The sequence below is a fragment of the Streptomyces sp. NPDC087901 genome (genome assembly GCF_044742205.1).
In the GTDB taxonomy this organism is placed as follows: domain Bacteria; phylum Actinomycetota; class Actinomycetes; order Streptomycetales; family Streptomycetaceae; genus Streptomyces.
The window spans coordinates 1-25,773 of record NZ_JBIUUC010000010.1 but is presented as its reverse complement, the minus strand read 5'-3'; the positions used below and the strand labels follow the sequence as shown (position 1 = coordinate 25,773).

The 25,773-nt window shown below is 69.7% G+C and carries 16 protein-coding genes; 8 read left to right on the top strand and 8 right to left on the bottom strand.

Annotated elements, in window-relative coordinates:
• Window positions 1–15: 15 nt before the first annotated feature.
• Window positions 16–2,949: an FAD-binding and (Fe-S)-binding domain-containing protein gene (locus tag ACIOEW_RS27275; protein WP_401966668.1), complete on the bottom strand. Its 2,934-nt coding sequence runs from the start codon at window positions 2,947–2,949 to the stop codon at window positions 16–18.
• 43 nt (window positions 2,950–2,992) lie between these two features.
• Window positions 2,993–3,439, bottom strand: a complete 447-nt coding sequence (locus ACIOEW_RS27270) for a MarR family transcriptional regulator (protein ID WP_351000149.1) — start codon at window positions 3,437–3,439, stop codon at window positions 2,993–2,995.
• Window positions 3,440–3,647: 208 nt separating this feature from the next.
• Here ACIOEW_RS27270 and ACIOEW_RS27265 point away from each other — a divergent pair, with 208 nt between their 5' ends.
• The 3 genes from ACIOEW_RS27265 to mltG all read left to right on the top strand — a co-directional run bounded on the left by ACIOEW_RS27265 (window position 3,648) and on the right by mltG (window position 7,363).
• Window positions 3,648–5,456: an ABC transporter ATP-binding protein gene (locus ACIOEW_RS27265; RefSeq protein WP_401966665.1), complete on the top strand. Its 1,809-nt coding sequence runs from the start codon at window positions 3,648–3,650 to the stop codon at window positions 5,454–5,456.
• 67 nt (window positions 5,457–5,523) lie between these two features.
• Complete coding sequence (locus ACIOEW_RS27260; RefSeq protein WP_401966663.1) at window positions 5,524–6,132, top strand: hypothetical protein; 609 nt, start codon at window positions 5,524–5,526, stop codon at window positions 6,130–6,132.
• 370 nt (window positions 6,133–6,502) lie between these two features.
• A complete protein-coding gene (gene mltG / locus ACIOEW_RS27255) occupies window positions 6,503–7,363 on the top strand; it encodes an endolytic transglycosylase MltG (protein ID WP_401966660.1) in 861 nt (286 codons plus the stop codon).
• 21 nt (window positions 7,364–7,384) lie between these two features.
• Here the strand turns inward: mltG and ACIOEW_RS27250 are convergent, their stop codons facing one another.
• The 4 genes from ACIOEW_RS27250 to ACIOEW_RS27235 all read right to left on the bottom strand — a co-directional run bounded on the left by ACIOEW_RS27250 (window position 7,385) and on the right by ACIOEW_RS27235 (window position 11,037).
• A complete protein-coding gene (locus ACIOEW_RS27250) occupies window positions 7,385–8,476 on the bottom strand; it encodes an NAD(P)-binding domain-containing protein (protein WP_401966658.1) in 1,092 nt (363 codons plus the stop codon).
• A 175-nt stretch (window positions 8,477–8,651) separates the two neighbouring features.
• Window positions 8,652–9,860 (bottom strand): LLM class flavin-dependent oxidoreductase, encoded by a 1,209-nt coding sequence (locus tag ACIOEW_RS27245; protein WP_401966656.1) that lies wholly within the window; start codon window positions 9,858–9,860, stop codon window positions 8,652–8,654.
• The gene (locus tag ACIOEW_RS27240) at window positions 9,857–10,690 is read right to left on the bottom strand and encodes an ATP-binding cassette domain-containing protein (protein WP_401966654.1); all 834 of its coding nucleotides are present in this window, start codon (window positions 10,688–10,690) and stop codon (window positions 9,857–9,859) included. Before ACIOEW_RS27240 ends, ACIOEW_RS27245 begins: the two co-directional genes overlap by 4 nt.
• Window positions 10,691–10,953: 263 nt before the next feature.
• The gene (locus tag ACIOEW_RS27235) at window positions 10,954–11,037 is read right to left on the bottom strand and encodes a putative leader peptide (protein WP_401967072.1); all 84 of its coding nucleotides are present in this window, start codon (window positions 11,035–11,037) and stop codon (window positions 10,954–10,956) included.
• 91 nt (window positions 11,038–11,128) lie between these two features.
• On the opposite strand from ACIOEW_RS27235, the gene ACIOEW_RS27230 reads away from it, so the two are divergent.
• Complete coding sequence (locus ACIOEW_RS27230; RefSeq protein WP_401966652.1) at window positions 11,129–11,536, top strand: YjbQ family protein; 408 nt, start codon at window positions 11,129–11,131, stop codon at window positions 11,534–11,536.
• A 1,147-nt stretch (window positions 11,537–12,683) separates the two neighbouring features.
• On the opposite strand, the gene ACIOEW_RS27225 is transcribed toward ACIOEW_RS27230, so the two are convergent.
• Both ACIOEW_RS27225 and ACIOEW_RS27220 read right to left on the bottom strand, forming a co-directional pair.
• Complete coding sequence (locus ACIOEW_RS27225; RefSeq protein WP_401966650.1) at window positions 12,684–16,130, bottom strand: alkyl sulfatase dimerization domain-containing protein; 3,447 nt, start codon at window positions 16,128–16,130, stop codon at window positions 12,684–12,686.
• Window positions 16,130–17,401, bottom strand: coding sequence for an MFS transporter (locus tag ACIOEW_RS27220; RefSeq protein WP_401966648.1), 1,272 nt, complete (start codon window positions 17,399–17,401; stop codon window positions 16,130–16,132). The genes ACIOEW_RS27225 and ACIOEW_RS27220 overlap by 1 nt, the downstream gene beginning before the upstream one ends.
• A 239-nt stretch (window positions 17,402–17,640) precedes the next feature.
• On the opposite strand from ACIOEW_RS27220, the gene ACIOEW_RS27215 reads away from it, so the two are divergent.
• The 4 genes from ACIOEW_RS27215 to ACIOEW_RS27200 all read left to right on the top strand — a co-directional run bounded on the left by ACIOEW_RS27215 (window position 17,641) and on the right by ACIOEW_RS27200 (window position 24,608).
• Window positions 17,641–18,918, top strand: a complete 1,278-nt coding sequence (locus ACIOEW_RS27215) for a PucR family transcriptional regulator (protein ID WP_401966646.1) — start codon at window positions 17,641–17,643, stop codon at window positions 18,916–18,918.
• A 691-nt stretch (window positions 18,919–19,609) separates the two neighbouring features.
• Window positions 19,610–20,047, top strand: coding sequence for a hypothetical protein (locus ACIOEW_RS27210; RefSeq protein ID WP_401966643.1), 438 nt, complete (start codon window positions 19,610–19,612; stop codon window positions 20,045–20,047).
• The gene (locus ACIOEW_RS27205) at window positions 20,044–23,433 is read left to right on the top strand and encodes a GH116 family glycosyl-hydrolase (protein WP_401966642.1); all 3,390 of its coding nucleotides are present in this window, start codon (window positions 20,044–20,046) and stop codon (window positions 23,431–23,433) included. Before ACIOEW_RS27210 ends, ACIOEW_RS27205 begins: the two co-directional genes overlap by 4 nt.
• A 248-nt stretch (window positions 23,434–23,681) precedes the next feature.
• Window positions 23,682–24,608: a helix-turn-helix domain-containing protein gene (locus ACIOEW_RS27200; RefSeq protein ID WP_401966640.1), complete on the top strand. Its 927-nt coding sequence runs from the start codon at window positions 23,682–23,684 to the stop codon at window positions 24,606–24,608.
• Window positions 24,609–25,773 lie beyond the last annotated feature (1,165 nt).

The window sequence follows — 25,773 nt, the reverse complement described above, 5'->3', positions numbered from 1 at the left end:
GCGGCCTGCCCGTACCTATGCGGGACCGGGACGGGTCGCCCGCTCCAGCTCCATCAGCGCCGAGTGGTACGAACGCCCCGTCGCCCGGTCCATCCCGATCTCGCACATGCGGTTCGCGCACAGATACGTGTCGTACTCCCGGGTGTTCACCTCGGCGGCCTCCTTCGCCGTGGCCGAGTCCGTCAGCTCCTTGTGCAGCATGCCGCGGTCGCCGGCGAAGCCGCAGCACGCGGCGTCGTCCGGGATCACGACCTCCTGCGCGCAGGCCTCCGCGACCGTGCGCAACTGTCCGACATCGTCGAGATGTTCCATCGAGCACGTCGGGTGCAGAACCGCGGAACCGGTCTTCCTCAGCACCGTCAGTTCCGGCAGGAGCTCGTCGGCAGCCCAGACCAGCGAGTCGACGACGGTCAGCTCGCGGTGCAACTCCCGGTTGTCATCGGTCAGATACGGCACCACCTCGTGGGCGATGCCCAGCGTGCACGAGGAGGCGTCGACGACCAGGGGCAGCTTTCCGCCGGCGGTCCAGCCCCAGGCGGCCTCGACGATCCGGTTGGCCATCACGGCGTTTCCGGCGTCGTACCCCTTGGAATGCCAGATCGTCGCGCAGCAGGTGCCCGCGACATCCTCCGGAATCCAGACGGGTTTCCCGGCACGGGCCGAGACGAGGACCACGGCCTGCGGGAGCGACGGGCCGCGATACCCCTCCGGGCTGCCGAAGATGCGGTTGACGCAGGCCGGGTAGTAGACCGCGCTCGCTCCCACCCTGGAGGTGCGGGGCAGTTTCCTGGCGGCCGCGCCGGGGATCTCCGGCAGCCACTCGGGCACCAGATCGGGGCGTACGGCCTTGCGGACGAGACCGGTGACCCCTTCGAGGAGCCGGTCGTCGATCCGGTCGGCCGCGGCCACCGCCAGCCGGGCCGCCGCCTCGACGGCGCGGAAGCCCTTCGCGGTGAGCGCGGCGATCCGCTCCTCGCGCGGGGAGTGCCGGAGGTGGCGGAAGTCCTTCATCATGGCGCCCGTGTCGATGCCGACGGGGCAGGCGAGCTTGCACGTGGAGTCGCCCGCGCAGGTGTCGACGGCGTCGTAGCCGTACGCATCGAGCAGCCCGGCCTCCACCGGTGAACCGTCCGACTGCCGCATCATCTCGCGGCGCAGCACGATGCGCTGGCGCGGTGAGGTGGTCAGATCGTGGCTGGGGCAGGTGGGTTCGCAGAAACCGCACTCGATGCAGGGGTCGGCGACGGCTTCCACCTGGGGAATGGTCTTCAGCCCGCGCAGATGGGCCTTCGGGTCGCGGTCCAGGACGATCCGGGGCGCCAGCACCCCGTCGGGGTCGATGACCTGCTTCGTACGCCACATCAGCTCGGTTGCCCGAGGACCCCACTCCAGCTCCAGGAAGGGGGCGATGTTGCGGCCGGTGGCGTGCTCGGCCTTCAACGATCCGTCGAACCGCTCCACGGTGAGCCGGCAGAAGTCCGCCATGAACGCGGCATACCGGTCGACGTCGGACTGCTTCGCCGCGTCGAAGGCCAGCAGGAAGTGCAGATTGCCGTGGGCCGCGTGGCCCGCGACGGCGGCGTCGAAACCGTGCTCGGCCTGGAGCCCCAGCAGTGCCTCGCAGGCGTCGGCCAGCCGGGAGGGCGGGACCGCGAAGTCCTCCGTGATCAGCGTCGTACCGGACGGCCGGGAGCCGCCGACCGCGGTGACGAAGGCCTTGCGGGCCTTCCAGTAGCCGGAGATGGTCCGGGCGTCCCGGGTGAACTCATTGGTCACCGAGGTGACGGGCCGGACCAGCTCCAGCTGTCGCACGACCTCTGCCGCCGCCTCCTCGAACGCCTCTTGGCCCGGCTCGTCCGGGGCTCGGAACTCCACCAGCAGGGCCGCGGTCTCCTTCGGCAGCCCGGCCCAGTCGGCGGGCACCCCCTTGACGCTGACCGAGGCGCGCAGGGTGTTCCCGTCCATCAGCTCCACGGCGATGGCGCCCGCTTCGTTGAACAGCGGGACGGCCGCCGCAGCCGCCGTCAGCGAGGGGAAGAAGAGCAGCGCGGTGGAGATCCGGCGGTCCAGCGGCAGCGTGTCGAAAACAACCTCGGAGATGAAGCCGAAAGTGCCCTCCGAGCCGACCATGAGACCGCGCAGGATCTCCACCGGCGTCGAACCGTCCAGGAAGGCGTCGAGCCGGTAGCCGTTGGTGTTCTTGATCTCGTACTTGGCCCGGATCCGGGCGGTGAGCGCGGCATCTGCCTCGATCTCCGCCTTCAGGGCGAGCAGCCCCGCGCAGAGCCGCGGCTCCGCGCGCGCCAGGTCCTCGTCCGCCGCGGGATCGCCGGTGTCCACCACCGTGCCGCTGGGCAGCACGAAGGTGAGGGAGGAGACGGTCCGGTAGGAATTGCGGGTCGTGCCTGCGGTCATTCCGGAGGCGTTGTTGGCGACGACCCCGCCGATCGTGCAGGCGATCGCGCTCGCCGGGTCGGGCCCCAGCAGCCGTCCGTGCCGGGCGAGGGCGGCATTGGCCCGCATGACCGTCGTCCCCGGGCGGATGCGGGCCCGCGCACCGTCGTCCAGAACCTCGATGCCGGCCCAGTGATGGCGTACGTCGACGAGGATGTCCTCGCCCTGCGCCTGGCCGTTCAGGCTGGTGCCCGCGGCCCGGAAGACCACGTTGCGGTCCTTGCCGTGGGCGTACGAGAGGATCGCGGAGATGTCGTCGATGTCCTCCGGAACGACGACGACCTGCGGAACGAACCGGTACGGACTGGCGTCGGAGGCGTACCGCACCAGGTCGGAGATCTTCCAGAGCACCTTCCGCGGGCCCAGAAGAGCGGTCAGCTCGCCCCGCAACGGCTCGGGCGTGCCGGGCGCCCGGCCGTCGGCGACCCGGTCGTGGGAGGGGGCCCGCACCGTGCCGGGGCGCAGGGATTCCGGGTTCGGTTCCAGCAGCGGCATATCGAGATCCCCTCGGCGGCTCGGCTCGGTGCTCGGCACCCGGTCAGCAGCGGCGGCGCTCCGGCATTCCGTCGACCAGAGCGGTCATCAGCCCGCCGAGCACCTCGCGCTGATCGGCGGTCAATGGAGCCAGGATCTCCTCTGCGGCCGCCCGGCGCGCGTTGCGCAGCGACCGGAGCGTGGCGATGCCCTCCTCCGTGATCTCGATCCGGACCACCCGGCGGCTGTCCGGATCGGGGATCCGGCGCACCCGGCCGCTGGCCTCCAGCCCGTCGACCAGCGTGGTCACGGCGCGGGGGACGACATCGAGACGCTGTGCGAGATCCGCCATCCGGGGGGGACCGTCGCAGTGCGCGACGGTGCGCAGCAGCCGGAACTGCGCGGGGGTGATGCCGATCGGCTCCAGCTGACGGCTCTGAATGCGCTGGAGTCTGCGCGTCAGCCGCAGCAGCTGTTCGGCGAGCACGCCGTCGGGGTCGGGGGAATCCATACCGGGAACAATATCAGGACCTTGTTCATTGTGAGTATAGGTAACAATGAGCTATGCTCTCATCTGTTCGACTGCCAGGGGCTGCGATGTCCGGGCTCCGGGCCCGCGGAGCGGCCACCTGGCCGTCCTGCCCACGTTGTGGACGCGCATGCCGTCACAGGCGCCCGCGCCCGCCTCTCCCGTTGCCGCGCGCCTGACGAAGGAGCCCATGAAACCCGAAGAACCCACGTGGACACCCCCGTCCCGGGACGCCGCCCAGCCGCCCGCCGAACTGCGCCGCATCCTCCGCCTGTTCCACCCCTACCGCGGCCGCCTCGCGGTGGTCGGGCTACTCGTCGGCGCCTCGTCCCTGGTGTCGGTCGCCTCCCCGTTCCTGCTGCGCGAGATCCTGGACACCGCCATCCCGCAGGGGCGGACCGGTCTGCTCTCGCTGCTCGCCCTCGGCATGATCCTCACCGCGGTCATGAACAGCGTCTTCGGCGTGCTGCAGACCCTCATCTCCACCACCGTCGGCCAGCGGGTCATGCATGACCTGCGCACCGCCGTCTACACGCAGCTCCAGCGGATGCCGCTCGCCTTCTTCACCAGGACGCGCACGGGCGAGGTCCAGTCCCGGATCGCCAACGACATCGGCGGCATGCAGGCCACCGTCACCTCGACGGCGACCTCGCTGGTCTCCAACCTCACCGCGGTCATCGCCACGGTCGTCGCCATGCTGGCGCTCGACTGGCGGCTCACCGTCGTCTCGCTGCTCCTGCTGCCGGTGTTCGTCTGGATCAGCCGCAGGGTGGGCCGCGAGCGGAAGAAGATCACCACCCAGCGCCAGAAGCAGATGGCAGCCATGGCGGCCACCGTCACCGAATCGCTCTCCGTGAGCGGCATCCTGCTCGGCCGCACCATGGGCCGCTCGGACTCGCTCACCAAGGGCTTCGCCGAGGAGTCCGAGCGGCTGGTCGACCTCGAAGTGCGCTCTAGCATGGCCGGACGCTGGCGGATGTCGACCATCGGCATCGTGATGGCGGCCATGCCGGCCGTCATCTACTGGGCCGCGGGCATCGCCCTGCAGTCCGGTGGTCCGGACGTCTCGATCGGCACACTGGTGGCCTTCGTCTCGCTCCAGCAGGGCCTCTTCCGGCCCGCCGTGAGCCTGCTCTCCACCGGGGTGCAGATGCAGACGTCCCTTGCACTCTTCCAGCGGATCTTCGAATACCTCGACCTCACGGTGGACATCACCGAGCCGGAGAAGCCGGTACGCCTGGAGAAGGTCCGCGGCGAGGTCCGCTTCGAGAACGTCGACTTCAGCTACGACGAGAAGAGCGGCCCGACCCTCAGCGGCGTCGACGTGACGGTGCCCGCCGGCGCCAGCCTGGCCGTCGTCGGCCCCACCGGCTCCGGCAAGTCCACCCTCAGCTATCTGGTGCCGAGGCTGTACGACGTCACGGGCGGCCGGGTCACCCTCGACGGGGTGGACGTGCGTGAGCTCGACTTCGACACCCTCGCCAGGGCCGTCGGCGTGGTCTCCCAGGAGACATACCTCTTCCACGCCTCGGTCGCCGAGAACCTGCGCTTCGCCAAGCCGGAGGCGACCGACGAGGAGATCGAGGCGGCCGCCCGTGCCGCACAGATCCACGACCACATCGCCTCGCTGCCCGACGGATACGACACCCTCGTCGGTGAACGTGGCTACCGGTTCTCGGGAGGCGAGAAGCAGCGCCTGGCCATCGCCCGGACAATCCTGCGGGACCCGCCGGTGCTGATCCTCGACGAGGCGACGAGCGCCCTCGACACCCGCACCGAATTCGCGGTGCAGGAGGCGATCGACGCGCTCTCCGCCGGGCGCACCACGATCACCATCGCCCACCGGCTCTCCACCGTGCGCGATGCCGACCAGATCGTCGTCCTGGACGGCGGCCGCACCGCGGAGCGCGGCAGTCATGAGGAACTGCTCCAGCAGGACGGGCGATACGCGGCACTGGTCCGCAGGGACGACACGCGACTCGCCCCCGTGGCGGGCTGACCGGCCCCCGCGCAGCGGCAGCCCCGTGGGAGCCGAGCCGGGCGGCGGTACGGCATGATCTCCGCCCATGAGAGCTCTCCTCGGGGTCGAACTCCCCGGCTACCGGCCCGTCGCGGATGACACATGGGCGAACGACCGCGACGACGTGATGTCGCTGCACTTCTTCGCCCTGCCTCCCGACCTGCCGGCCGGACTCGACGACGGCCCGGCCCTGCGCAACGCGCTCACCCACCACACCGCGCGGGCAGGCGGCGGACTCATTGAGGCGTCAGTGAAGAAGCTGGGGGAGCTGCCGGCCCTGCGTCAGATACTCAAACTGCCGCTCCCGGACAGGCCGAGCGGCCAGGCGTTCATCGGCAGCTTCACGGTGCCGCGCGCCGGGTGCAGCACCGTGGTGAAGATCCAGGCGCTGGAACAGGGCATGACGGGGATGCGGGAAGCTGTCGTCCTCGCCAAGGTCGGGCCCCAGGACTACTTCCGGACCCACCCCTACGCCCCGGACGTCCAGGGCGGCCTGCCGTTCCACGTCGCCGACCATGCGCAGTGGGACGCGGAGTTTCCCGACCACCCGCTGACCAGGGTCCGGCGCGCCCTCGATGCCCTGGCGCAGGCCGTTTCGGTGACCCCGGACTTCGCGGCGCTGCCGCCCTTCGCGTGCCCCGTGGCGCGCGGCTGACGCGGCGCGCACGCGACGGCGCCGCCGCCCCCGTGGGACGGGGAGCGACGGCGCCGGGCGGAGCAATGGTCAGATGAGCCAACCCACGAAGTGGACGACGCCGGCCAGCAGGTTGGTGATCAGGTTCATCGGGTGTTTCTCCTTGTGCATGGTGAATCTCTGGGACAGCACAGTCGCGGTCTGCAGCCCGTCGCTTGCGCCCTGTAATCATCAACCGCCGCCCGGCAGTTGAGCAATGAATGCCGATACGATCACGCGTTCCAGCGAACACCCGATCCCCTGTTCGTTTGTTCGCGTCGCGTGGCGCGGGCCGCGTGTCGTCGCGAACGGGGTGCCGGAAGGCGCGATCGGCGCGGGATAGCGTGCCCGCATGGTGAACGAGCCCCCGGACGTACCTCCTGGCCGCAGGCCCGGCCGAAGCATCCGCCCGACCAGGCGCGGCCGTCTCGTGCTGCTCGTCGGCGCCGTCCTCGTCCTTGTGGTGGCCGCCGCCGTACTCGTCCCAGTTCTGACCAGGGAGTCGAAGACCGAGCAGGCCCGCACCCTGGTGATTCCGGAGGGATGGCGGGCCTCGCAGGTGTACGTGGCCGCCGACAAGGTCCTCGGTGAGCCCGCCGGAACCACGGAGAAGGCGGTCGCGACGGCGGACCTGCCGCTTCCGGCCGAGGCGAAGGGCAACCCCGAGGGCTACCTCTTCCCGGCCACGTACCCGATCACCTCCGGCACGACCCCGAAGAGCCTGCTGCGCTACATGGTCGACACCGCGCTGAGCCGCTTCGGCGCGGACCACATCACGGCCGGAGCGGAGCGCAACAACGTCACGGTCTACCAGACGGTGATCATCGCGAGCATCGTCCAGGCCGAGGCGGACACCCGGTCGGACATGGGCAAGGTGGCCCGGGTCGTCCACAACCGGCTCGACCGCGGCATGCCGCTCCAGATGGATTCCACGCTCAACTACGCACTGAACCGCAGCACACTGGACACCACCACGGGCGACACGAAGATCGACAGCCCGTACAACACCTATGAACGCAAAGGTCTGCCGCCCACGCCGATCGGCAACCCCGGAGAGGAGGCGATGGTGGCGGCGATCAGCCCCACTCCCGGCTCCTGGCTGTACTTCGTCACGGTCGCACCCGGCGACACCCGTTTCACCGACGACTACACGGAGCAGCAGCGCAACGTGGCCGAGTTCAACCGCAACCGGCGCACCGCGGGCACCGGCTGAGCAGCATGCCGGCCGGCGCACTCACGCGGACGCGGACACCGCCCCGTCGGGAACAGGCTCGGCCCGCTCCAGCAGCCGGCCGATCGCGCGCACGGCGGCGCGCCCGGCCCGGTTGGCGCCGATGGTGCTGGCGGACGGCCCGTAACCGACGAGATGGACACGCTCGTCGCGCACGGCCTGCGTCCCCTCGACCCGGATCCCGCCACCGGGCTCACGAAGCCTCAGCGGGGTGAGATGGTCGACGGCGGCCCGGAATCCCGTCGCCCAGAGGATGACATCGGCCTCGACGGTGCGCCCGTCGTCCCATGCCACGCCGGTCGGTGTGATCCGGTCGAACATGGGCAGCCGGTCGAGCACCCCCGACTCGCGGGCGCGCCGGACGGCGTCGGTGAGCGGCAGCCCGGTGACGCTCACGACGCTCTGCGGCGGCAGTCCGAGCCGCACCCGCTCCTCCACCATGGCCACGGCGGCCCGGCCCTCGTCCGCGCCGAACGGACCTTCCCGGAACACGGGTGGCCGGCGCGTCACCCAGTACGTGTCGGCCGCCACCTCGGCGATCTCCATCAGATGCTGGGTCCCGGAAGCCCCGCCGCCCACCACGATCACCCGCTGCCCCGCAAACTCGGCCGGCCCTGGATAGTTCGCCGTGTGCAGCTGCCGCCCGCGAAAGGTGTCCTGGCCCGGGTACCGCGGCCAGAACGGCCGGTCCCAGGTCCCCGTGGCATTGATCAGAGCGCGTGTCGCATAGGTCCCCTCGGACGTCTCGACGAGCAGCCGCCCGCCTTCGCCCTCACGCACCGCGCTCACCTCGACGGGCCGGTGCACCCGCAGGTCGAAGGTGCGTTCGTACGTATCGAAGTACGTCCCGATCACTTCGGACGAGGGCCGGTTGTCGTCGGCGCCCGTCAGTTCCATGCCGGGCAGCGCGTGCATGCCGTGCACCTTGCCGTACGTCAGCGAGGGCCAACGGAACTGCCAGGCGCCGCCGGGGCGCGGGGCGTGGTCGAGAACCACGAAATCGCGGTCCGGTTCCAGGCCGCTACGACGCAGATGGTAGGCGCCGGACAGGCCCGCCTGTCCGGCACCGATCACCACGACATCCACTGAGTGCACCCCGACATTGTTCACGCTTCTACCAACCGTGCCGGCGTCGTGGATCTTCCCGAAGCTGTCCAGGAACTCGCCGGCCGAGATGCACCGCTCTCGAAGGACCGCGCCGCCGGGAGCCCCGGCTCCGAGGCGGCCAGCGCCCCCGCTCCGGGGCAGTCAGCGCCCGGCTCCGAGGCGTTCAGCGCCCTCCGGCGAACAACAGCGGAGCCCCGCCCGGCGCGGAGGCCGGCCGGCCGTTCACCGCAGGCACCCCCAGCAGCGGGGACGCCGGGACCGTCGACAGCAGCCCCCGGGCCGCCAGCTCGGGAGTGACACCCTCGCCGAACCAGTACGCCTCCTCCAGATGCGGGTAACCGGACAGCACGAAATGCTCCACACCCAGGGAGTGGTACTCCTCGATCCGGTCCGCGACCTCGGCGTGGCTGCCGACCAGCGCCGTCCCGGCGCCGCCGCGCACCAGACCGACCCCGGCCCACAGATTCGGCGCGATCTCCAGCTTGTCGCGCGAACCGCCGTGCAGCGCCAGCATGCGCTGCTGCCCCACCGACTCGCTCCGCCCCAGAGCCTGCTGAGCGGCCGCGACCGTGTCGGCGTCGAGATCGCCGAGCAGCCGGTCGGCCGTGGCCCACGCCTCCTTCGACGAGTCCCGCGAGATGGTGTGCAGCCGGATCCCGAACCGGACCGTGCGCCCCTGCTCCGCGGCCAGCTCCCGAATCCAGTCGATCTTCTTCTTCACGTCCGCGGGCGGCTCGCCCCACGTCAGATAGACGTCGGCGTGCGCGGCCGCGACCGGTCCCGCCGCTGCGGACGAACCGCCGAAGAAGATGTCGGGCAGCGGGTCCGGCGGCAGCGCCGTCAGCCCGCCCTCCACCTGGTAATGCTCACCGTCGAAGTCGTACGGCCGCCCGCTCCAAGCCCCTCGTACCACCGACAGGAACTCCGCGGTCCTGGCGTAACGCCGGTCATGGTCCAGATGGTCCCCGAACCGACGCTGCTCCGTCGAGTCACCGCCCGTCACCACGTTCAGCAGCAGCCGCCCCCGGGTGATCCGCTGATAGGTCGCGGCCATCTGCGCCGCGAGCACCGGGGAGATCACCCCGGGCCGGAACGCCACCAGGAACTTCAGCCGCTCGGTGTGCTGGGACAGGGCCACGGTCGTCAGCCAGGCGTCCTCGCACCAGGTGCCGGTCGGCGTCAGAACCGCTTCGAACCCCAGCTGCTCCGCCGCCTTCGCGATCTGCGCCAGGTACTCGATGTCCGGGGCGCGGACCCCGCTGACCGGGGTGATCCGCTCCCGCTTGATCCCGCCGTCGGTGTAGGCGTGCCGGTCGACGAGCGTGCGCCCGTCGCCGCCGGTGGGGAGGAACCAGTGCAGATGGACGTTCATGAGGAGGCCTTTCCGTACGAGCGGGGTGAGCGGGTTCGTAGATCGTTCGAGGGATCGGCCCCGGGCAGGGCCGGAGGGCCGGCCTCCGTTCCGAGTTCGTCGAGCAGCCGTGTACGCAGCGCGGCGAACTCGGGTGTGCCGGGGCGGCGCGGGCGGTCCGACGCGACCGGGGTCCCGTACGCGATCGCCCCGTCCCGCAGCACGAGCGCACGGTCGGCGAGCAGCAGCGCCTCGTCGACATCGTGCGTGACGAGCAGGACCGCGCAGCCACGGTGCCGCCGGAGCTCTGTCACCAGCCGCTGCGCCGCGGTCCCGGCCAGGGCGTCGGGCGCTCCGGACGGCTCGTCGAGCAGCAACAGGTCAAGCTCGCCGGCCGGCATCTGTGCGAGCGAGACGCGCGGTGCCTCATGGCCGGAGAACCTCCTGGGCCGGACCCGGTACCGCTCGGTGGTTCCCGCCGTGGCCAAGTCCCTTTCGGCCGGGGCGCGTTCGGGACGCCCCGCCAGTCCGGACAGCACACAGCGCCGGACCTGGCTCCACCACGTCGGCCGAGGGGCGCGGAAGACCAGCGCCCGCCGTTTCGGCACCAGGACAGTCCCGCGGATCTCCCGGTCGAGACCGGCGAGCACCCGCAGCAGCGTCGACTTTCCGCTGCCGCCGCGCCCGAGGACCGCGGTGAACTCGCCTGCGCGCAGGGTGAGATCGAGTCCATTGATGACGGCCCGTCCGTCGAACGAACGGATCAGCCCCTCAACCCGTACGGCATCCGCCGGTGGACCGGCCGGGGCGGGGGAGGAGGTGCTCGCAGGTCCGTGCGGGTGGCTCGCCATGGCAGCAGCCTTTCGGGGATACGGACGACGGCATCGGGTGGCGGGGCCCCGCGCGGCTCACCCGGCCGCAAGCCCGGCACCCGGGCACGCGCCTGCCCGGCCGGGCAGGCGAAGGGCCGCGACGGAACTACGGAAGGAGACCGAGGGGACGGAATGCCAGGGGGCCGCGGCGGCGGAACGCGTACGCCACCAGGAGCAATGAAGCGGACGAGCCGCTGCGCCGGATGCTTCCGGTCACCGGCGGGCTGTGCGCCGAGAGAGCGTCAGCAGCCGCGGCAACACGCGGCGGAGGCCACCCGCAGCAGGTCGATGTGACCGCGCGAAGTGAGCATGACTGACCGGAACATGGCGCCGAACGTAGCCGCCGGCAGGGGGACGGTCAACGGTGTCTCGGCACGTGGACGAGCAATCCCGTGGAGCGGGCAGGACAATGAACCCATGTCCTCCGCCTTCACCACCAGCGTCCTGCACATCACCACCGGCACGACGGAGACCGTCACCGATCTGACGTCAGACTGCGAGCAGTTCCTCACCCGGGCGGCCCCCGGCCGCGACGGCCTGCTCAACATCTTCGTCCCCCACGCGACCGCCGGCATCGCCGTGCTGGAGACCGGCGCCGGCAGCGACGACGACCTCCTGTCCGCCCTGCACGCTTTGCTCCCCGCCGACGACCGCTGGCAGCACCGCCACGGCAGCCCGGGCCATGGCCGTGACCATGTGCTTCCGGCCTTCGTCCCGCCGCATGCGACGCTGCCCGTGATCGCGGGGCGACTGGAGCTGGGGACGTGGCAGTCGGTGTGCCTGGTGGACACGAACGTCGATAATGCGAACCGTCAGGTGCGCTGAGCTTCCTGGGTTGACCAAGATCGCTCCCAGAGGCCGTGCCGCCGATTCTCCGTACGATGCGTGCGCGAACGGAGAGAACCTTGCACGGTACGGACCTACACGCGATCGAGCGTCCCTACGACGGATGCGGTAAATGCCTGCTCGGAGTGCGGCGACTGTCGCGCGTGAAGTTGGCGACGTCATCCCCCGAGCGCCAGCGGGAGAACGTGCTCACCGCCGCCGCATCCGTGGGCGCGCACATGTCTGGACGCCTACGCCCCGGGCATCAACGCGGGCGACGTCACGGTTGTCACAGCGGACATCCTCGCCCACGCCGACCTGGCGGCGCTTGGCTCGCTCTTCACGGGGGACCTCGTCTGGGGCGAGCCGTCGTTGAAGCCGTACGTCAGCTGCCCCCGCTTCCCCGGCGACGCCAGGCGGCGCCAACCGCTCAGGGCCGAGCCCGTCACGGTTCTGGGCAGAGTGCCCGCGTCGTACAACGAGGCCGGCACTCTGCCGTCATGGCATGTACGCAGGTCAAGGCGACAGAGGGCTGCCCCCGACGAACGGTGCACCGATGGTTTCAGGTGGCGCGAAGCGCTCGGGCGGTGGTTTCAGTTCAGAGCGGCGCGCAGTGGGCAATGCCTGAGCTTGCGGCGCGAAACCTTGATGACAGCCCTTGAGTGGGAACGGCGTGGTGGTGATCCCGCCCGCAACGCCGGCTTGTCCCGGCTTTCGGAGCCATACGTGATGAGGGCACGGCCGCCGAGGGGCCGTGCCCTTCAACACCACGTCGGCGATGGCGGCGCGAAACTGATTGCGCGCCTGCTGGGAGGGCCTGCGGGAGGGCGGACCCTGCCCGTGCCCCTGGTCAGCTGTGGCGGTCTCTGGGCGGTAACCGGCTCAGGCCACGCCACACACCACTTGACGGCCACGCCCCGGCATCGGTCGGAACCGGTGGAAGTCGGTAGAGAACTCTGCCACTGAGGCCGACACCCGTTGAGGCCCGCCGACTGCTCGCTCGTGCCAAAGGGGCGCGGTGAAGCGCGCCGGTCGGAGCCCACACAACCGTCGGTGCCAGGACAGGCTCGGCGCCATCACGGACGACCGCCGAGCGAGGCTGCGCATGCTCCGCGACCCGCCCGGCGTCGACGATGAGCGTATGGGGTCAGAAGGCCCACTGTGCGCGTCCTTCCGTCCGTGCGCGCAACTCGGAGTCGCGGTCGCTGCCCTCCAGCACCGCACGGGATTCCGCCACAGCCCACCCGAAGACGCCCTTGGACATGGTGGAGGTGGCCGCCTTCTCCAGCGCACGGAAGATCTCCGTACGGGACTGGTGGGCGGCCTTGCTGTCGGGGTCCGCATCCACCGCCATCTGAGCGAAATGGCCGGCGAGACGGTCGTCGCCGCGTGCCAGCAACTCCTTCGCCCGCTCGCCCAGTTGTTCTGCGCTGCCGGCGAGTTGTGCTACTTCGCGTGCAAGCGCACCACGCCCAGCGGGCTTCAGCCGCGACGGGTCGCCGTCGTACCATCCGCCGTACAGGCGCCAGATGCCTCGGACCACGAACTCGGGCTCGTCGTAGGACGGGTTGAGGTAGGGCTTGGCCATCAGCTCAGCCGGAGCGGTGACCTGAGACAGCACCTCGTCGAGCGTGGCCCCTGCGTTCATGAGGGTGACTGTCTGGTCATGGAGGGTCTCCAGGAGGGCCGCTGAGTCGGACAGGGCGGTACGCACCCGCTCGGCGCCGACGATGGGCAACCCGTGTCCCGGCAGCAGGAGTTCTGCTCCGAGGCCAGCCATCCAGCGCAGCGATTCGGCCCACTCGCGCGCGTAGCGCTGGACCTTCTGAGGGTTCCCCGCGTTGGGGCTGGCCCAGATGAAGAAGTCTCCGCAGCACAGGATGCCGCGTTCGGGAATCCAGGCGATCGCGGCATCGTCCGTCTCGCCCTTGCCGTGTCGGAGGTGCACCTCGAGGTCGCCCACGCGAAGCGTCGAGCGGTCGGAGAAGGTCGTGTCGGGGCGGCGGAACTCGGTCGGCCAGTTGATGCCGGGTGACTGGAACTGGCGTTGGTTGATCACGGTGTTCCAGCCGTGTGTAGCCACATACCGGTCGAACCGCGGCAGTACCGCCTCGTGCGCGACCACGCGGGGCCGGGGCAGCCCACGTTCTGCGGCTTCGGTGTCGAACGGCACGGTGCCGTAGATGTGGTCGATGTGGCCATGAGAGTACACAGCTGTGTGGAGCGGCTGGTCAGTGATCGTGCGTACCGCGTCGAACAGCCGGCCCGCGGTTCGCGCGTCCCCGGTGTCGTACCAGAACAGCCCGTCCTCGGTCTCGAACGCGTACACGTTGCCGAACGCCGGCCACATGTGGACGCCCTCGGCGATCTCGTGCAGTCCCTCCCGGCGCAGTACGCCGGTGTGGTAGGCCGAGGAGTCTTCCCTCCCCTTCCAGACATCGTCGGCGTATTCCAGGAGCTTCGACTTCTTCGCCATGGTTCTACTCGCTCTCTTCCGTCTCAGTTCAGGGTCAGCAGTGCGTCCACAGCCACGAGTTCGTCGCCTCTCACGCACAGGGGGTTGACATCCGCCTCCACCACATCGGGGTGTTCGCGCAACACGGTGGCCAGCGCCCGGACCGCAGCCGCGGTCGCCTCGGCGGGGGCGCCGAGTTCGGTCTCGGCCCACGCCGCGAGGGCCTCGGCCTCGGCGGGGTCGAGGCTCCCGTCCTCGGCGGTCAGGAGCGCTCGGCGGGGGGGCGGTGGTGTCCTCGGCGCGCTCACCGCCCGCCCCCAGGACGAGCGCCGTGCCGTACAAGGGGTCGCGGATCGCGCCGAGTGCGATCTCTGTGGTGTGTGCGAGCAGGGGCTGAGCTACCAGGCGGCGTCCCGGGTCGGCGGACACCGCCCGCAGACGCGCTGCCATGACGGTTGCGACGCCGAAAAGCTCCGCGTCCGTCACGCCGACGTGGACCAGTCCCTGCCGAGCCCGGTGCGGTACGTCGGAGGCGTCCCCCTTGAGGACGTACGGGGGGCTCCATCCGGCAGCGCGGACGGCATCCACGAGCCGTTGTGGGTCCTCGGCGGCGATCATCGGCGCATGTGTAGCGCCTGCCGCCGTGAGCAGGGGAGCGGCGTGGAGTTCGGAGAGCGTGCGGGCTGTCGGTTGCGGCTCCCCGGCCCGCACCGGGGCTCCTGCCGGAACGGGGCGCCCCGGCAGGAGCCCGTGCAGCCTGCGGGTGAGCGCGCCGATGGAGCTGAGCACCGTCTCCGGCAGTGCGAGCGCTTCGATGGCCCCGTCCGGGGCGCAGGCCCACACGAACCAGGCGGGCGTGCGGGTGCGCGCGGTGAGGGCGGCGATGCGGCGGTAGGCGACGGGGAAGCGGTCACCGAAGGTGAGGTAGAGAACGATGGCATCGGTCTCGGGGTCTTCGTCCAGGACATCGAGCAACGCGGAGACCCGGTCGAGCGAGCGGAAGAAGTTGCCGCCGAGGTCGACGGGGTTGGCCAGGGAAGCGTCCACCGCGTCGAGTGCCGTGAGCCGCTCGCGGGTCAGGGGAGAGAGGGTGGGGACGCGGGCGCCCAGTGCGGTCAGACGGTCGGCCAGCACTCCGCCCGCACCGCCCGACATGGTCAGCACGGCGAACCTGGGAGCCGGCGGAAGGACCGTGCCCCGACGGGCGTTCATGACCGCTTCGACCAGATCGTCGTCGTCCTGCGCGAGGACGATTCCCTCCTGTCGGCAGAGCGCGGAGAGCAGGAGATGGTCCCCGGCGACGGCAGCGGTGTGCGACAGCGCCGCGCGCCGTCCGGCGTCTGACGAGCCCACGGTCAGCGCGACGACTCGCTTGCCCGACGTGCGGGCTCGCTGGGCCAGTCGACGCAAGCCCTGTGCGTCCGAGACGCCCTCCAGGTAGAGGACCAGCACCTCGACCTCGGTGCGGCCGAGGAGGTGTGTGCCCGCCTCCGCGGCGGACACGCAGGCCTCGTTGCCGACACTGACGTACGCGGTGAAGCCGATGCCCGCACGCTCCAGCTTGTCGGCGAGGACGAAGCCGAGGGCGCCGCTCTGGGTCACCACTGCGACGGGTCCGTCCTGGACGCGTTCACGATCGAGATAGGCGGTGGTCGAGATCTGTACCTTCGCCGCATGGTTCACGAGTCCCAGGCAGTTGGGCCCGAGGACGGGCATGTCACCCGCAGCGTGCTGCAGTTCGCGCTCGAGCGCCTGTCCTGCGCTGTCGGACTCCGCGAAGCCGGACGCGTATACGACGGCCGAGCGCGCCCCCCTCTCCCGGGCCTCTCTGAGTAGACCCGGTGCGGCACCGGCGGGCGTCGCCAGGACGACCAGGTCGGGCGGGGCGGGCAGGTCGGAGAGACGCGGCACGGTGCGAACGTCAAGCAGCGCCGGCACGGGGCGGCCCACGATCGTCAGCTGACCTTCGTAGCCGCAGTTGCGCAGTCGGTCGACGGTCAGCCGGCCCCAGGAATCGGATCGCGTGGCCGAAACGCCGACGACCGCGATCGACTGAGGAGCGAACAGCGGGGCGCAGCGGTCCGCGACCGCTGCCTCAGGGTGAGCGAGGCCGAGGTCCGAGGCGGTGTCGGCGGTCATCAGGCGGCTCCTTCTTGCGGGTACAGGGTGGTGGAGGACGACAGCAGTCGGGCGGCGTCGTGCTGGGGGCGGATGATGACGGCTCCGACGGCCGCGGCCACCAGGCAGATGACGGAAAAGACGACGAAGGCGTGGGAGAAGCCCGTCAGTGGATCCGTGGCGGCCTGGAGGAGGTCGCCGGTGACCGTGGGGGCCAGGACGCCGGCGAGCGTGGCGACCGCCACGTTGAGGCCCAGCACGGCCCCGCGCCGTTTCACGGGCGAGATCTCGGCACTCAGCGTCTGCCCGGTGGCGAAGACGACCCCAGCGGCGCCCAGCCCGGCCATCACAAGGATCAGGGGCCCCAGACGTCCCGGTACGGCGACCGCGACCAGCGGCAGGACTCCGCCGACCGCTACCATCCCGGCGCTCAGCAGCCCGCGCGAGCGCCGGGTCGGCACTCCGCGCAGGGTCAGCCACTGTGACAGGGCGCCCGTGCCGAACGTCAGTGAACCGCCGACCACCCAGGCCAGCGCGACGAGGTAGCCGGAGGCCGAGACCGAGTAGCCCAGTCCGTCCTGGAGATAGCGCGGGAGCCACGCCACCGTCAACGCCAGTCCCCAGTACCCGGCGAAACCCAGCAACGCAGTCCCCAGCCATGTACCGGAGAAAAAGATGCGCAGGTACGACACGTCGTCTGCGGGTGTCTCCGGAGCGGCGGCGGGAGCCGGCGCCGCGGCGGGGCCCTCCCCGTCCACCGTCAGCCACAGGAGGCACCACACCACACCGGCCAGCGCGACCGTGGCGAACCCCGACCGCCAACCGAAACACCCGATGATCCAGGTCAGAATGGGTGCGGCGAGCACAGAACCGATGGCCGCACCAGTGGCCAGGATGCTGGTGGGAAGCTGCCGGTGCTCGTCGTCGAACCACTTGTGCAACGCGTGGTTGGCAGTGCCGTACGCAGGACCTTCCGCGGCGCCCAACACCACGCGGGTGGTGAACAGGACGGCGACACTTGTCGTCCAGATGATCGGGACCTGGGCCACGGACCAGATCACCGCCAACACCAGCAGCAACCACCGGGTGGGCACCCGGTCGGCCAACAGCCCCACACCGAAGGCGGAGAGACTGAAAAGGAAGTAGAAGCCGCTCGCTACATGGCCGTAGCCGGCCGCGTCCAGGCCGAACGCTTCGCTCAGCGGTTTCGAAACCAGGCCCAGTAGCGCTTTGTCGGCGAAGTTGACCAGCATGAAGCCGAGCAACAGGAGCGTGACCCACCAGCGCGGCACCCGGCGCCCCCTGTGGGGAACCGAGGGCGGTGCTGAATCTGCTGTGCGTAGTGCGTCGCGGCTGTACGGCACCGTGCCTCCCGGGATTCGGCGGTCGGGTGACGCCCCGGGGCGGCTGCCCCAGAGGCGGTGCGGGGTATGACATCCTCCGCATCCCGTCGTGCTTGGATCAGCATGAAGGCCCCCGTTGCTGGGCTGCAGCGCAACTTGTCACAGCGCCGGGGCTAGGATCCTGTGACATGTCACAGAAGCTGTCTTCCGTGCTTGCCTCCGCTCTGGAGAAGCTCGAACGCCGGCTCCCGCTGATCGCGCGGACCGCCGTCACCACGTACGCCGCCGGCTCACCGCTGTATGGGGACACCGCTCCGGAGCACCTTCACCTGCACATGGCGCACACTGTGCGCGAGATCGGCCGGCTCTTCATCAGTGCGCTGCGTGAGGACCGCGAACTGACGGAGGAGGAGACCCTCCCCCTGGCGGAACGCGCTCGTGAACGGGCCGAGGACGGCCTGCCTGCGGAAGATCTGCTCGACGCCTACCTGTTGATCGGCGAGCTGTTCTGGCGTGAACTGTCCGCGCTTGCCGGGCCAGGACCTGACGAGCGGGATCAAGGCAGTGAGAGCACCGATTCGCGGGCCGCCGAGCGTGCCGCACTTCTGCTCGCCGTCGGTCCGCTCCTGTCTCATCTTCACCGCACCGCACTCGCCGGGGTCCGCGCCCACCAGGAGGAGTCACGGCTCATTCTGGGTTCCATCCACGACCCCTCCCGCCGCGCCGCGCGGGCCCTGCTCGCGGGCGAACAGGCTCCCGAAGCCCCGGGCCTCGAACTCGCGGACTCCTACGCCGTACTCGCTCTCGCCATCACTCCGGACGCCGCCGAGCGCACCGGCAACCCCACCGGGCGTCAGATAGCCGGGCGTCGCAAGGTCCACCGCGTCGAGCAGGAAGCCGCGCGTGCCCTGGCCCCTTGCACACTGAGCGCTCTCGATGCCACGGGCGGGGTGCTGCTCGTACCGGTACCCGTTGCATCGGACCCACCGCATCAAGCCCTGCTCCGCCTTGCGGGCGCCGCCGGCGCGGACGTGGTCGCAGCCTGGGCGCCACCGGTCAAGAACGCCGATCTGCCGACGACGGCCGAGCGGACGCGCGAAGTACTGCGCTTGGCGATCGTCGGCGGTGCAACGGCGGGTGTGCACGTCCTGGACGACGTACTGCTGGAATATCAGCTGGCGCGTCCTACTTCGGCCCGCGAGCGACTCCTCGCCCTTGCGCACGTCCTTCGCTCGGAACCCCGCCTGCTGCACACCCTGCACGCCTATTTCGACAACGACTGGGCCAGACTGCGCACCGCCCGAGCACTGGGTGTGCATCCCAACACCGTCGACAACCGCCTCCTGCGCATCGCAGCCCTGACGGGCGCCGACCCCTCCACCTCAAGGGGGCTGGTGCTGCTGGGCGCTGTCCTGACGCTGGAGCGAACGGCTCCGGAGAGCACCGGCAGCACCCCCGAATGCTGAGTGGCGTGCGGGGAAGCGGCGCGCACCCGACGATCGGGCGACGCGCTCTTCGCACCCCGACGGCTCAGGAATGACTTCCTGCCGGATCAGCGGTGTGGGGCGGTCCTGGGGCCTCGTCGCCCGAGTCCGTACAGGCTCTTCGGGATGCCAGCCGCCCGCTCGGCCAAGTCCGCGTCTTATCAGATGGGTTGGAGAAGCGCTTCCAGCTGTGGAGGGTTGCAGTGAGGCCGAGTACGGCCACGTGAGCGTATCCGCCGGTCGACGATGTCGTGAAACCTCTGTCACCGCCGATCGTCCACCATCTGGAGCCGCTCGCCCCGCATGCAGCGTAGGGCGCGGGGCGGTGAAGGGGGCGGAGACGGGGCCGGGAAGAGTGCAAGCGGTCCTCCGGTTGCGTCCAAGGTGTATGAGGCAGGCAACTCGTAAACTCCATCGGCAGATTGACCCGATGTCTCATCCCTGATTCGCCCCTCAACTCGCATTGGAACGCAAAGTCCCCTTCATGCATCGGAGGTACCTTCACGTGCTTACACGCCGTTTCGCCATCCTGGCACCGACCGCAGCGCTGGCCGCGTTGGCCGTCGGGGCAGTGGCCTTCGCGTCCGACAGCGCAAGCGCGGGGGAAACCCGCCACCGCGGTACAAGTGGCGGCGCAGATTGGCAACGCAAGGTCAAAGACGCTCTGCCCTCCTTGGGACACCGCAACTGGATCGTCGTGACCGACTCCGCGTACCCGCAGCAGACGAGCCCCGGAGTGACGACCGTGGTCACCGGCGGACACCAGGTCGACGTGGTCAAGGGAGTTATCGACCTGCTGGGCAAGCAGCCGCACGTCAAGGCTCATATACAGCTCGACAAGGAGCTCGGATACATACCGGAGGATTCGGCTCCCGGAATCACCCAATACCGCAAGGACCTCGGCAAGGCACTGGCCGGGCAGGAGACCAAGTCCCTCCTGCACGAAGACCTGATCGGCAGGCTCGACGACGCCGGCCGGGAGTTCAACGTCATCGTCCTCAAGACCGACCTCACCCTTCCCTACACCTCCGTCTTCTTCGAGCTGGACGCGAAGTACTGGGACGCCGACCGCGAGGCCGACCTGCGCAAGCGGATGGAGCAGGCGCGATGAGGCGACGGAGCGGATCACTGACAGCGATTCTTGCCGTCTGCGCCCTCCTCGGCACGGGAGCCGGCACGGGTGCCGCGACGACCAGGGGAGTGGACACCCCTGCCTTCACCGAAGGCTTCGAATCAGGCGCGCCGCCCTCGGGCTGGCGCGTCGCGAGCGGTTCCTTCGGCCGGCTCATCACGGACCGAGCGACGTTCCACAACGCCGACCGCCCCTACCTCAAGGAGGGGAAGTACTTCCTGTCCACACTTGAGGCGTCGGACCAGGCCGCCAACGACGGCTACACCGGCACCGTCGTCTCCCCGAAGTTCACCCTCGCCCGGCCCACCGTCACACTGCTCGTCGGCGGTGGATCGAGCGCGAGCACGTATGTGGCGCTGTGCTCGTACGACGCCTCGGCCACGGACGGCTGCGGCGAAGAGGTCGCCCGGGTGAGCGGCAACAACAGTGAGGTCATGCAGTACCGCACGCTCGACGGCTCGAAGCTGGTCGGCAAGGACGTCATCCTGAAGGTCGTCGACAACTCGACGGGCGCATGGGGACATGTCACCCTCGACGACATACGTGCCAACGTGCCGCCCACCCCCACCGCACCCCGCGTCGCCCGCACCGCCGAAGCGGCATCTCTGACCTGGACGGCTCCGCCCGATCCGGAGGTGCGTACATACGCTGTGTATCGCGCGTCCGCGCAGAACGGCCCCTACGCGCGCATCGGCACCGCCGACACGACGTCCTACAGGGACGGTTCCGCCGCGGCCGACCAGACGTACTACTATCGCGTCGCTTCTCTCGATGCCACCGGTATCGAGTCCGAGGCCGTCACCACCCTCGCCAGGCCCTACGTCGACCTCTTTGCCCAGGGCGAGCCGACCGCCTACAGCGGGGACAACCTCACCGACACCCGGTTCGCGGTCGGTCCGCTCGGATCGGCCGGAATAGTGCACGACGGCACGGGCGCCCGCCCCACGTGGTGGATTTTCAACAACCTGGGGCAGCTGGCCTCCAACGGCTGGCACAACGCACCGGACACGTACACCACTGGACAGGTCCCCAACAGCTTCTTCGGGGTACGGACACAGACCCCGGACGGAAAGTCCATCGTGCGGGCCCTGCAGACCGAAGCCGTCGGCGGCACCGCCTTCCCCCCGATGAAGTCACTGACCCAGCAGGGCGAATACCCGCAACTGGGCTACCACTTCAAGGACGACGCACTGCCGGTTCAGGTGTCCGAAGAAGTCCTGAACCCGATGATCCCCGGGGACACCAAGAATTCGGCGATCCCGACCGCGATGTACCGGTTCACCCTCACCAACCCCACCGACGAGCCCGTCAAGGTCTCTCTGCTCGCCTCGCAGCAGAACGCGGTCGGTTTCGACGGCTACAAGTCCATCGGCGGCGACAACGACCGCGTGGTCGACGGCTATGGTTCCAACCGCACCCACGTCGTCACCAGCGGCGACACCACGGCGCTGAGCATGTCCGGCAGGGCGGGCGCGGGCAGCATCAACCTCACCACGTCCGGCAGGAACGTGTCGGCAACCGCCTCCTGGGGCTCGCTGGACACACTCGCGGGCGACCTCTCCGACGACGGCAGTCTCGGCGGTCCGCGGGATGCCTCCTCGCCGGGTGACCGGACCACGGTCGACGGCGCCCTCGCGATCCCGGTCACTCTCGGGCCCGGGGAGAAGGCCACCATTCCGGTCACGCTCAACTGGCACTTCCCCGGCGCCAAGAACTACAACGGCGGCGACGGGCGCCAGTACGAGAACTGGTGGAAGTCCGCCGACGACGTCGCCGACTACGTGACGAAGAACTACAAGCAACTGCTCCGCGACACCGACGCGTACCATGACGCCCTCTACGACTCGAACCTGCCGCGCTATCTGATCGACCGGGTGTCGGCGGCCACCGCCGTGCTTCATTCTCCGTCCGTGTGGTGGGCGAAGAACGGGTTCTTCGGCGGGCGGGAGGGCTGGGGCTGCTGCCCCGGCATGCCGACGCACGTATTCCACTACGCGCAGGCACAGGCCTGGCTGTGGCCGGAGGTCGGGCAGCGGTGGACACAGCAGTGGCTCGACAACATGGACGGCACGGGCAAGATCCCGATGCGGTTCAATGGCGACAGCACCTTCACCATGGACGGTCAGACCGGCGTCATCCTGTCGGCCTACCGCACGTACCAGACCTCCGGCAAGGTGTGGCTGGACGGTAGCTGGCCCAAGGTGAAGCAGGCCATGGACTACGTCGTCGCGCACGGCGACGCCGACCACGACGGCATCCTCAAGGGCTCCTTCAACACCACGCTCGACGGTGGCGAGACCGGCGACGGCTCCTGGCTCGGCTCCATGTATCTGGCGTCCGTGCACGCCGCCCAGAAGATGGCCGAGGCGCAGGGCGACCCCGCGACGGCCGCACAATATGCCGCCATTTATGAGAAAGGGCGTACAGCAGGCGAAAAAGCCTACTTCAACGGCGAGTACTACACGGAGATCAACACCGGTGTCGGAGCCTCGTACGGCAACGGCTCCGAGATCGACATGCTGCTCGGTCAGTGGTGGTCCACCCAGCTGGGCCTCGGAGACATCTACGACACCGAGCACATGGACCTCGCGGCGAAGAACCTCTTCAGGAACAACTACAGGGACAACCTCCTGGGCGACACCCCGTACTCCGGCTACAACTACGCGCACCAGTTCCGCCAGTACGCCCTGGAGACCGACGGCGGCCTTCAGATGACGACATGGCCACACAACGACCAACCGACCAACACCCCGCTCTACTACGACGAGTTGATGTCCGGGTTCGAGTACTCGGCCGCGGGACTCATGCTCCAGCGCGGGCAGACGAAGGAAGGCCTTCAGGTCGTCAAGGCGATCTCCGACCGCTATGACGGCAGGGCACGCAAGGGGCCTTACATCAACATGAGCACATGCTCGACCGGCGACGGCACCGGCAGCCCGTTCGGCGACGACGAGTGCGGCAAGTACTACGCACGCACCCTTTCGTCATGGTCCCTGCTCACCGCGATGCAGGGCTTCTCCTACAGCGGGCCCGACAACTCCCTCTCGTTCGCTCCGACGTGGCGGCCATCTGATCACCGGTCGTTCTTCTCCACGGGTGGCGCCTGGGGCACGTTCACCCAGAAGCGTGCGAAGGGCTCAGGGCAGACCGACGCCATTCAGGTCCGACACGGATCCCTGACACTGCGCCGGTTCTCTGTTCAGGTGCCGGAGGGCACCGCGGAGGTCAGGCTGTCCGTCGGCGGTACCAGCAAGGCCCTGCGCGGGGCGGATGTGAAGGTGCACGGCACTACGGCCACCGTCAGCCTGCCGATGCCCGTTGAGGTACGGAAGGGGGAGCGGATGGCTGTCCGGCTGATGTACTGACCCATTTTCGGCGTGGGCAGAGTCCCGCCGGGCGAGGCGGTCACAAGCGTGGCCACCTCGCCCGCCGCCATCCTTCCATCGGCCCGCTACTCCTGCCCACGACCGCTCGGATCGCAGGCCGGTCGACTCCATCGGCGACGGACGCACGCGTCTCATGGACCGTGACGACTTGTCCGTCAGAGGGAGGAGGTCGGTGCGCTCTGGCGGAACGTGTTCTCCACGGTCATCATTCTGCTGCCGGGCAGTTGATGGCCCTAGGACTACGGCTGCCTCGGGCTGACCTACGTTCCGAAGGGATGTGCGACTTGCCGCCCCACTCCTGGTACCCCATCCCGACCCCCGGCGTCGAGGAACTCGGGCTCGCGCTCACGGGCGCCGGCCGCATAGAGGCGCAAGGCCGGAAAGTCACCGGGCGCGCACTGCCGGCGTACGGTGCGGTTCTCGTCATGCGTGGCAGTGGGGGACTGAGCCACGGCAGGAGCCCGGCGTCCTGCCACCGCATCGCAGAAGGCACCTTGTTCTGGCTGCCGCCATACGTCCCGCACAGCTACGGCCCCGACCGGGGGACATGGTCCGAACGGTGGGTCCTGTTCCAGGGGCCGGCCACGACCGCGTACGAGAAGCTGGGTCTGCTCGGCGCTGGGGAACCCACGATCCGGCCGTCCGACCCCAGAAAGCTGGAGTGTGCCTTCGATGAGTTGGCCGACGTGGCAGCGCGCCCCGCCTCGCTCGCCCGGGACCTTGCGGCGGGCGCTGCACTGCAACGGTTGATCGCGCTCGCGACGTCCTGCGGCTCCGCGCCGAAGACCACACGACCTTCACTCGGCGAGCAAGTCGTGGCCCTGCTCGAAGAGTACGCATTCGAACCGCTCAGTCTGACGCATCTCGCACGCCGGCTCACCGTCGCCCCGGACACGTTGACTGCGGCCGTGCGCCAGACCACCGGTTGCACCCCCACCGACTACCTCCTGCGGGTGCGCATCATGCGCGCCAAGGTGCTGCTCACCACCACCGACTTGGCCGTCGCCGCTGTGGGCCGTCGCGTCGGGTACCAGGACCCGGCATACTTCAGCCGCCTGTTCGCTCACCGAGTCGGCTTGCCCCCTTCCGCGTTCCGTCGTCAGCAGCGAACCACGCGCGCCCGGGCGGACCAGCTCGGGCCGACGCTTCCATAGAACGCTTCCGGCGGCCGAGTCGGGGACACTCAGCTGACGGGGCGGAGAGGAGTGGCAGCCTGGGCGCCGCGTGTCGGCCCGAAGGGTTTGCCGCCATAGGCATGTCATCTCCCGTCACCGGTTCCTCCTCCGGTGTCCGTCAGCCGTGTGCTTGCGGACACCACGGGTCTCGTAGCCTGTGATCTCCCCCCTCGCCGTGGCCGGTTCCCGCGACCTTCTCATTCCGTCGAGGATCTGCGGGTCTTCGCCGGCTCCGGCAGTGTGCGCACTCGTCAAGAGTTGTCGGGGCCGATTCGTTTTCCCCGGTGCGCAGTTGTACCTCGGCGAGGGTGACCACGGCGTACGGAAGACACCAGTTCTGCCCCAGAGAACGCGCGAGTTCGACGGAGGTCCGGGCAAGCGTGAGGGCACGGCGCTGCGCGCCGAGGAGCAGTTCGATCCCCTCCCCGCGAGATTGCTCTGGTCGAAAACCAACAAGGGTCCCCGGTTCGCCGGGTGACGGCGATCGCTCGCCTCGCGTAGTCCCGAGCAGCCGCCAACCGGTTCTCCTTGCAGGCCAGTTCATTCACTGCCGACAACGCGCTGGACAACAGCAGCGAGTCGCCGGTAGTGACCGACCGGAACAACCGGGCCCGCTTCTCCGCCGGGCTCCCGGCGGAGCCGGAGCCGCGCCGAGGACCGGAAGAATGGCCGCCAGGCCGGGATGCTCCGCGTCGATCACCGCGCGCTCGGAGGCCGAGCGGCTCATCAGGTATCGGTCGATGAAGGCGCCGTACGGTGTGGAATCCTCCGCTTCGTGGCTTGTGCCCCACAGCGTACAGACGCCGAGTCGAACGGCGGCGCGAGTGGCCTCCGAAGCCGCGGCCGGGTCTTGCCGACGCCGGCCTCTCCCCGTACGAACGCGAGCGGTGTGCCGTCTGTGGCGAGGGCGTGTGCAGTGAGGGCGGACAGGGTGCCGTCACGGCCGACGAGGGGGTGCGGCGCAGGCCGGCGGACCGGCGCGGGGAGCGGGACCGGTTCGAGACCTGTCGCCGCGGGGAGGCGCCTGGGGCGATGGCTTTGAGGGCCAGCTAGTACTGCAACGGTCTTTGTTCTGATGTGTGGGCAGTTTCTGGTGGTGTGTGGCCGCGTCGTTTGTAGTGGCTGATCCGGGCTTGGAACTGTC

Bases quoted from the DNA above. Each gene is read 5' to 3' on its own strand.
- ACIOEW_RS27265 (WP_401966665.1), top strand. From the start codon at position 3,648: ATGAAACCCGAAGAACCCACGTGGACACCCCCGTCCCGGGACGCCGCC.
- ACIOEW_RS27235 (WP_401967072.1), bottom strand. From the start codon at position 11,037: ATGTTCCGGTCAGTCATGCTCACTTCGCGCGGTCACATCGACCTGCTG.
- ACIOEW_RS27270 (WP_351000149.1), bottom strand. From the start codon at position 3,439: ATGGATTCCCCCGACCCCGACGGCGTGCTCGCCGAACAGCTGCTGCGG.
- ACIOEW_RS27225 (WP_401966650.1), bottom strand. From the start codon at position 16,130: ATGACCGCCGACACCGCCTCGGACCTCGGCCTCGCTCACCCTGAGGCA.
- mltG (WP_401966660.1), top strand. From the start codon at position 6,503: ATGGTGAACGAGCCCCCGGACGTACCTCCTGGCCGCAGGCCCGGCCGA.
- ACIOEW_RS27245 (WP_401966656.1), bottom strand. From the start codon at position 9,860: ATGAACGTCCATCTGCACTGGTTCCTCCCCACCGGCGGCGACGGGCGC.
- ACIOEW_RS27260 (WP_401966663.1), top strand. From the start codon at position 5,524: ATGAGAGCTCTCCTCGGGGTCGAACTCCCCGGCTACCGGCCCGTCGCG.
- ACIOEW_RS27215 (WP_401966646.1), top strand. From the start codon at position 17,641: ATGTCACAGAAGCTGTCTTCCGTGCTTGCCTCCGCTCTGGAGAAGCTC.
- ACIOEW_RS27240 (WP_401966654.1), bottom strand. From the start codon at position 10,690: ATGGCGAGCCACCCGCACGGACCTGCGAGCACCTCCTCCCCCGCCCCG.
- ACIOEW_RS27275 (WP_401966668.1), bottom strand. From the start codon at position 2,949: ATGCCGCTGCTGGAACCGAACCCGGAATCCCTGCGCCCCGGCACGGTG.
- ACIOEW_RS27205 (WP_401966642.1), top strand. From the start codon at position 20,044: ATGAGGCGACGGAGCGGATCACTGACAGCGATTCTTGCCGTCTGCGCC.
- ACIOEW_RS27200 (WP_401966640.1), top strand. From the start codon at position 23,682: ATGGCCCTAGGACTACGGCTGCCTCGGGCTGACCTACGTTCCGAAGGG.
- ACIOEW_RS27230 (WP_401966652.1), top strand. From the start codon at position 11,129: ATGTCCTCCGCCTTCACCACCAGCGTCCTGCACATCACCACCGGCACG.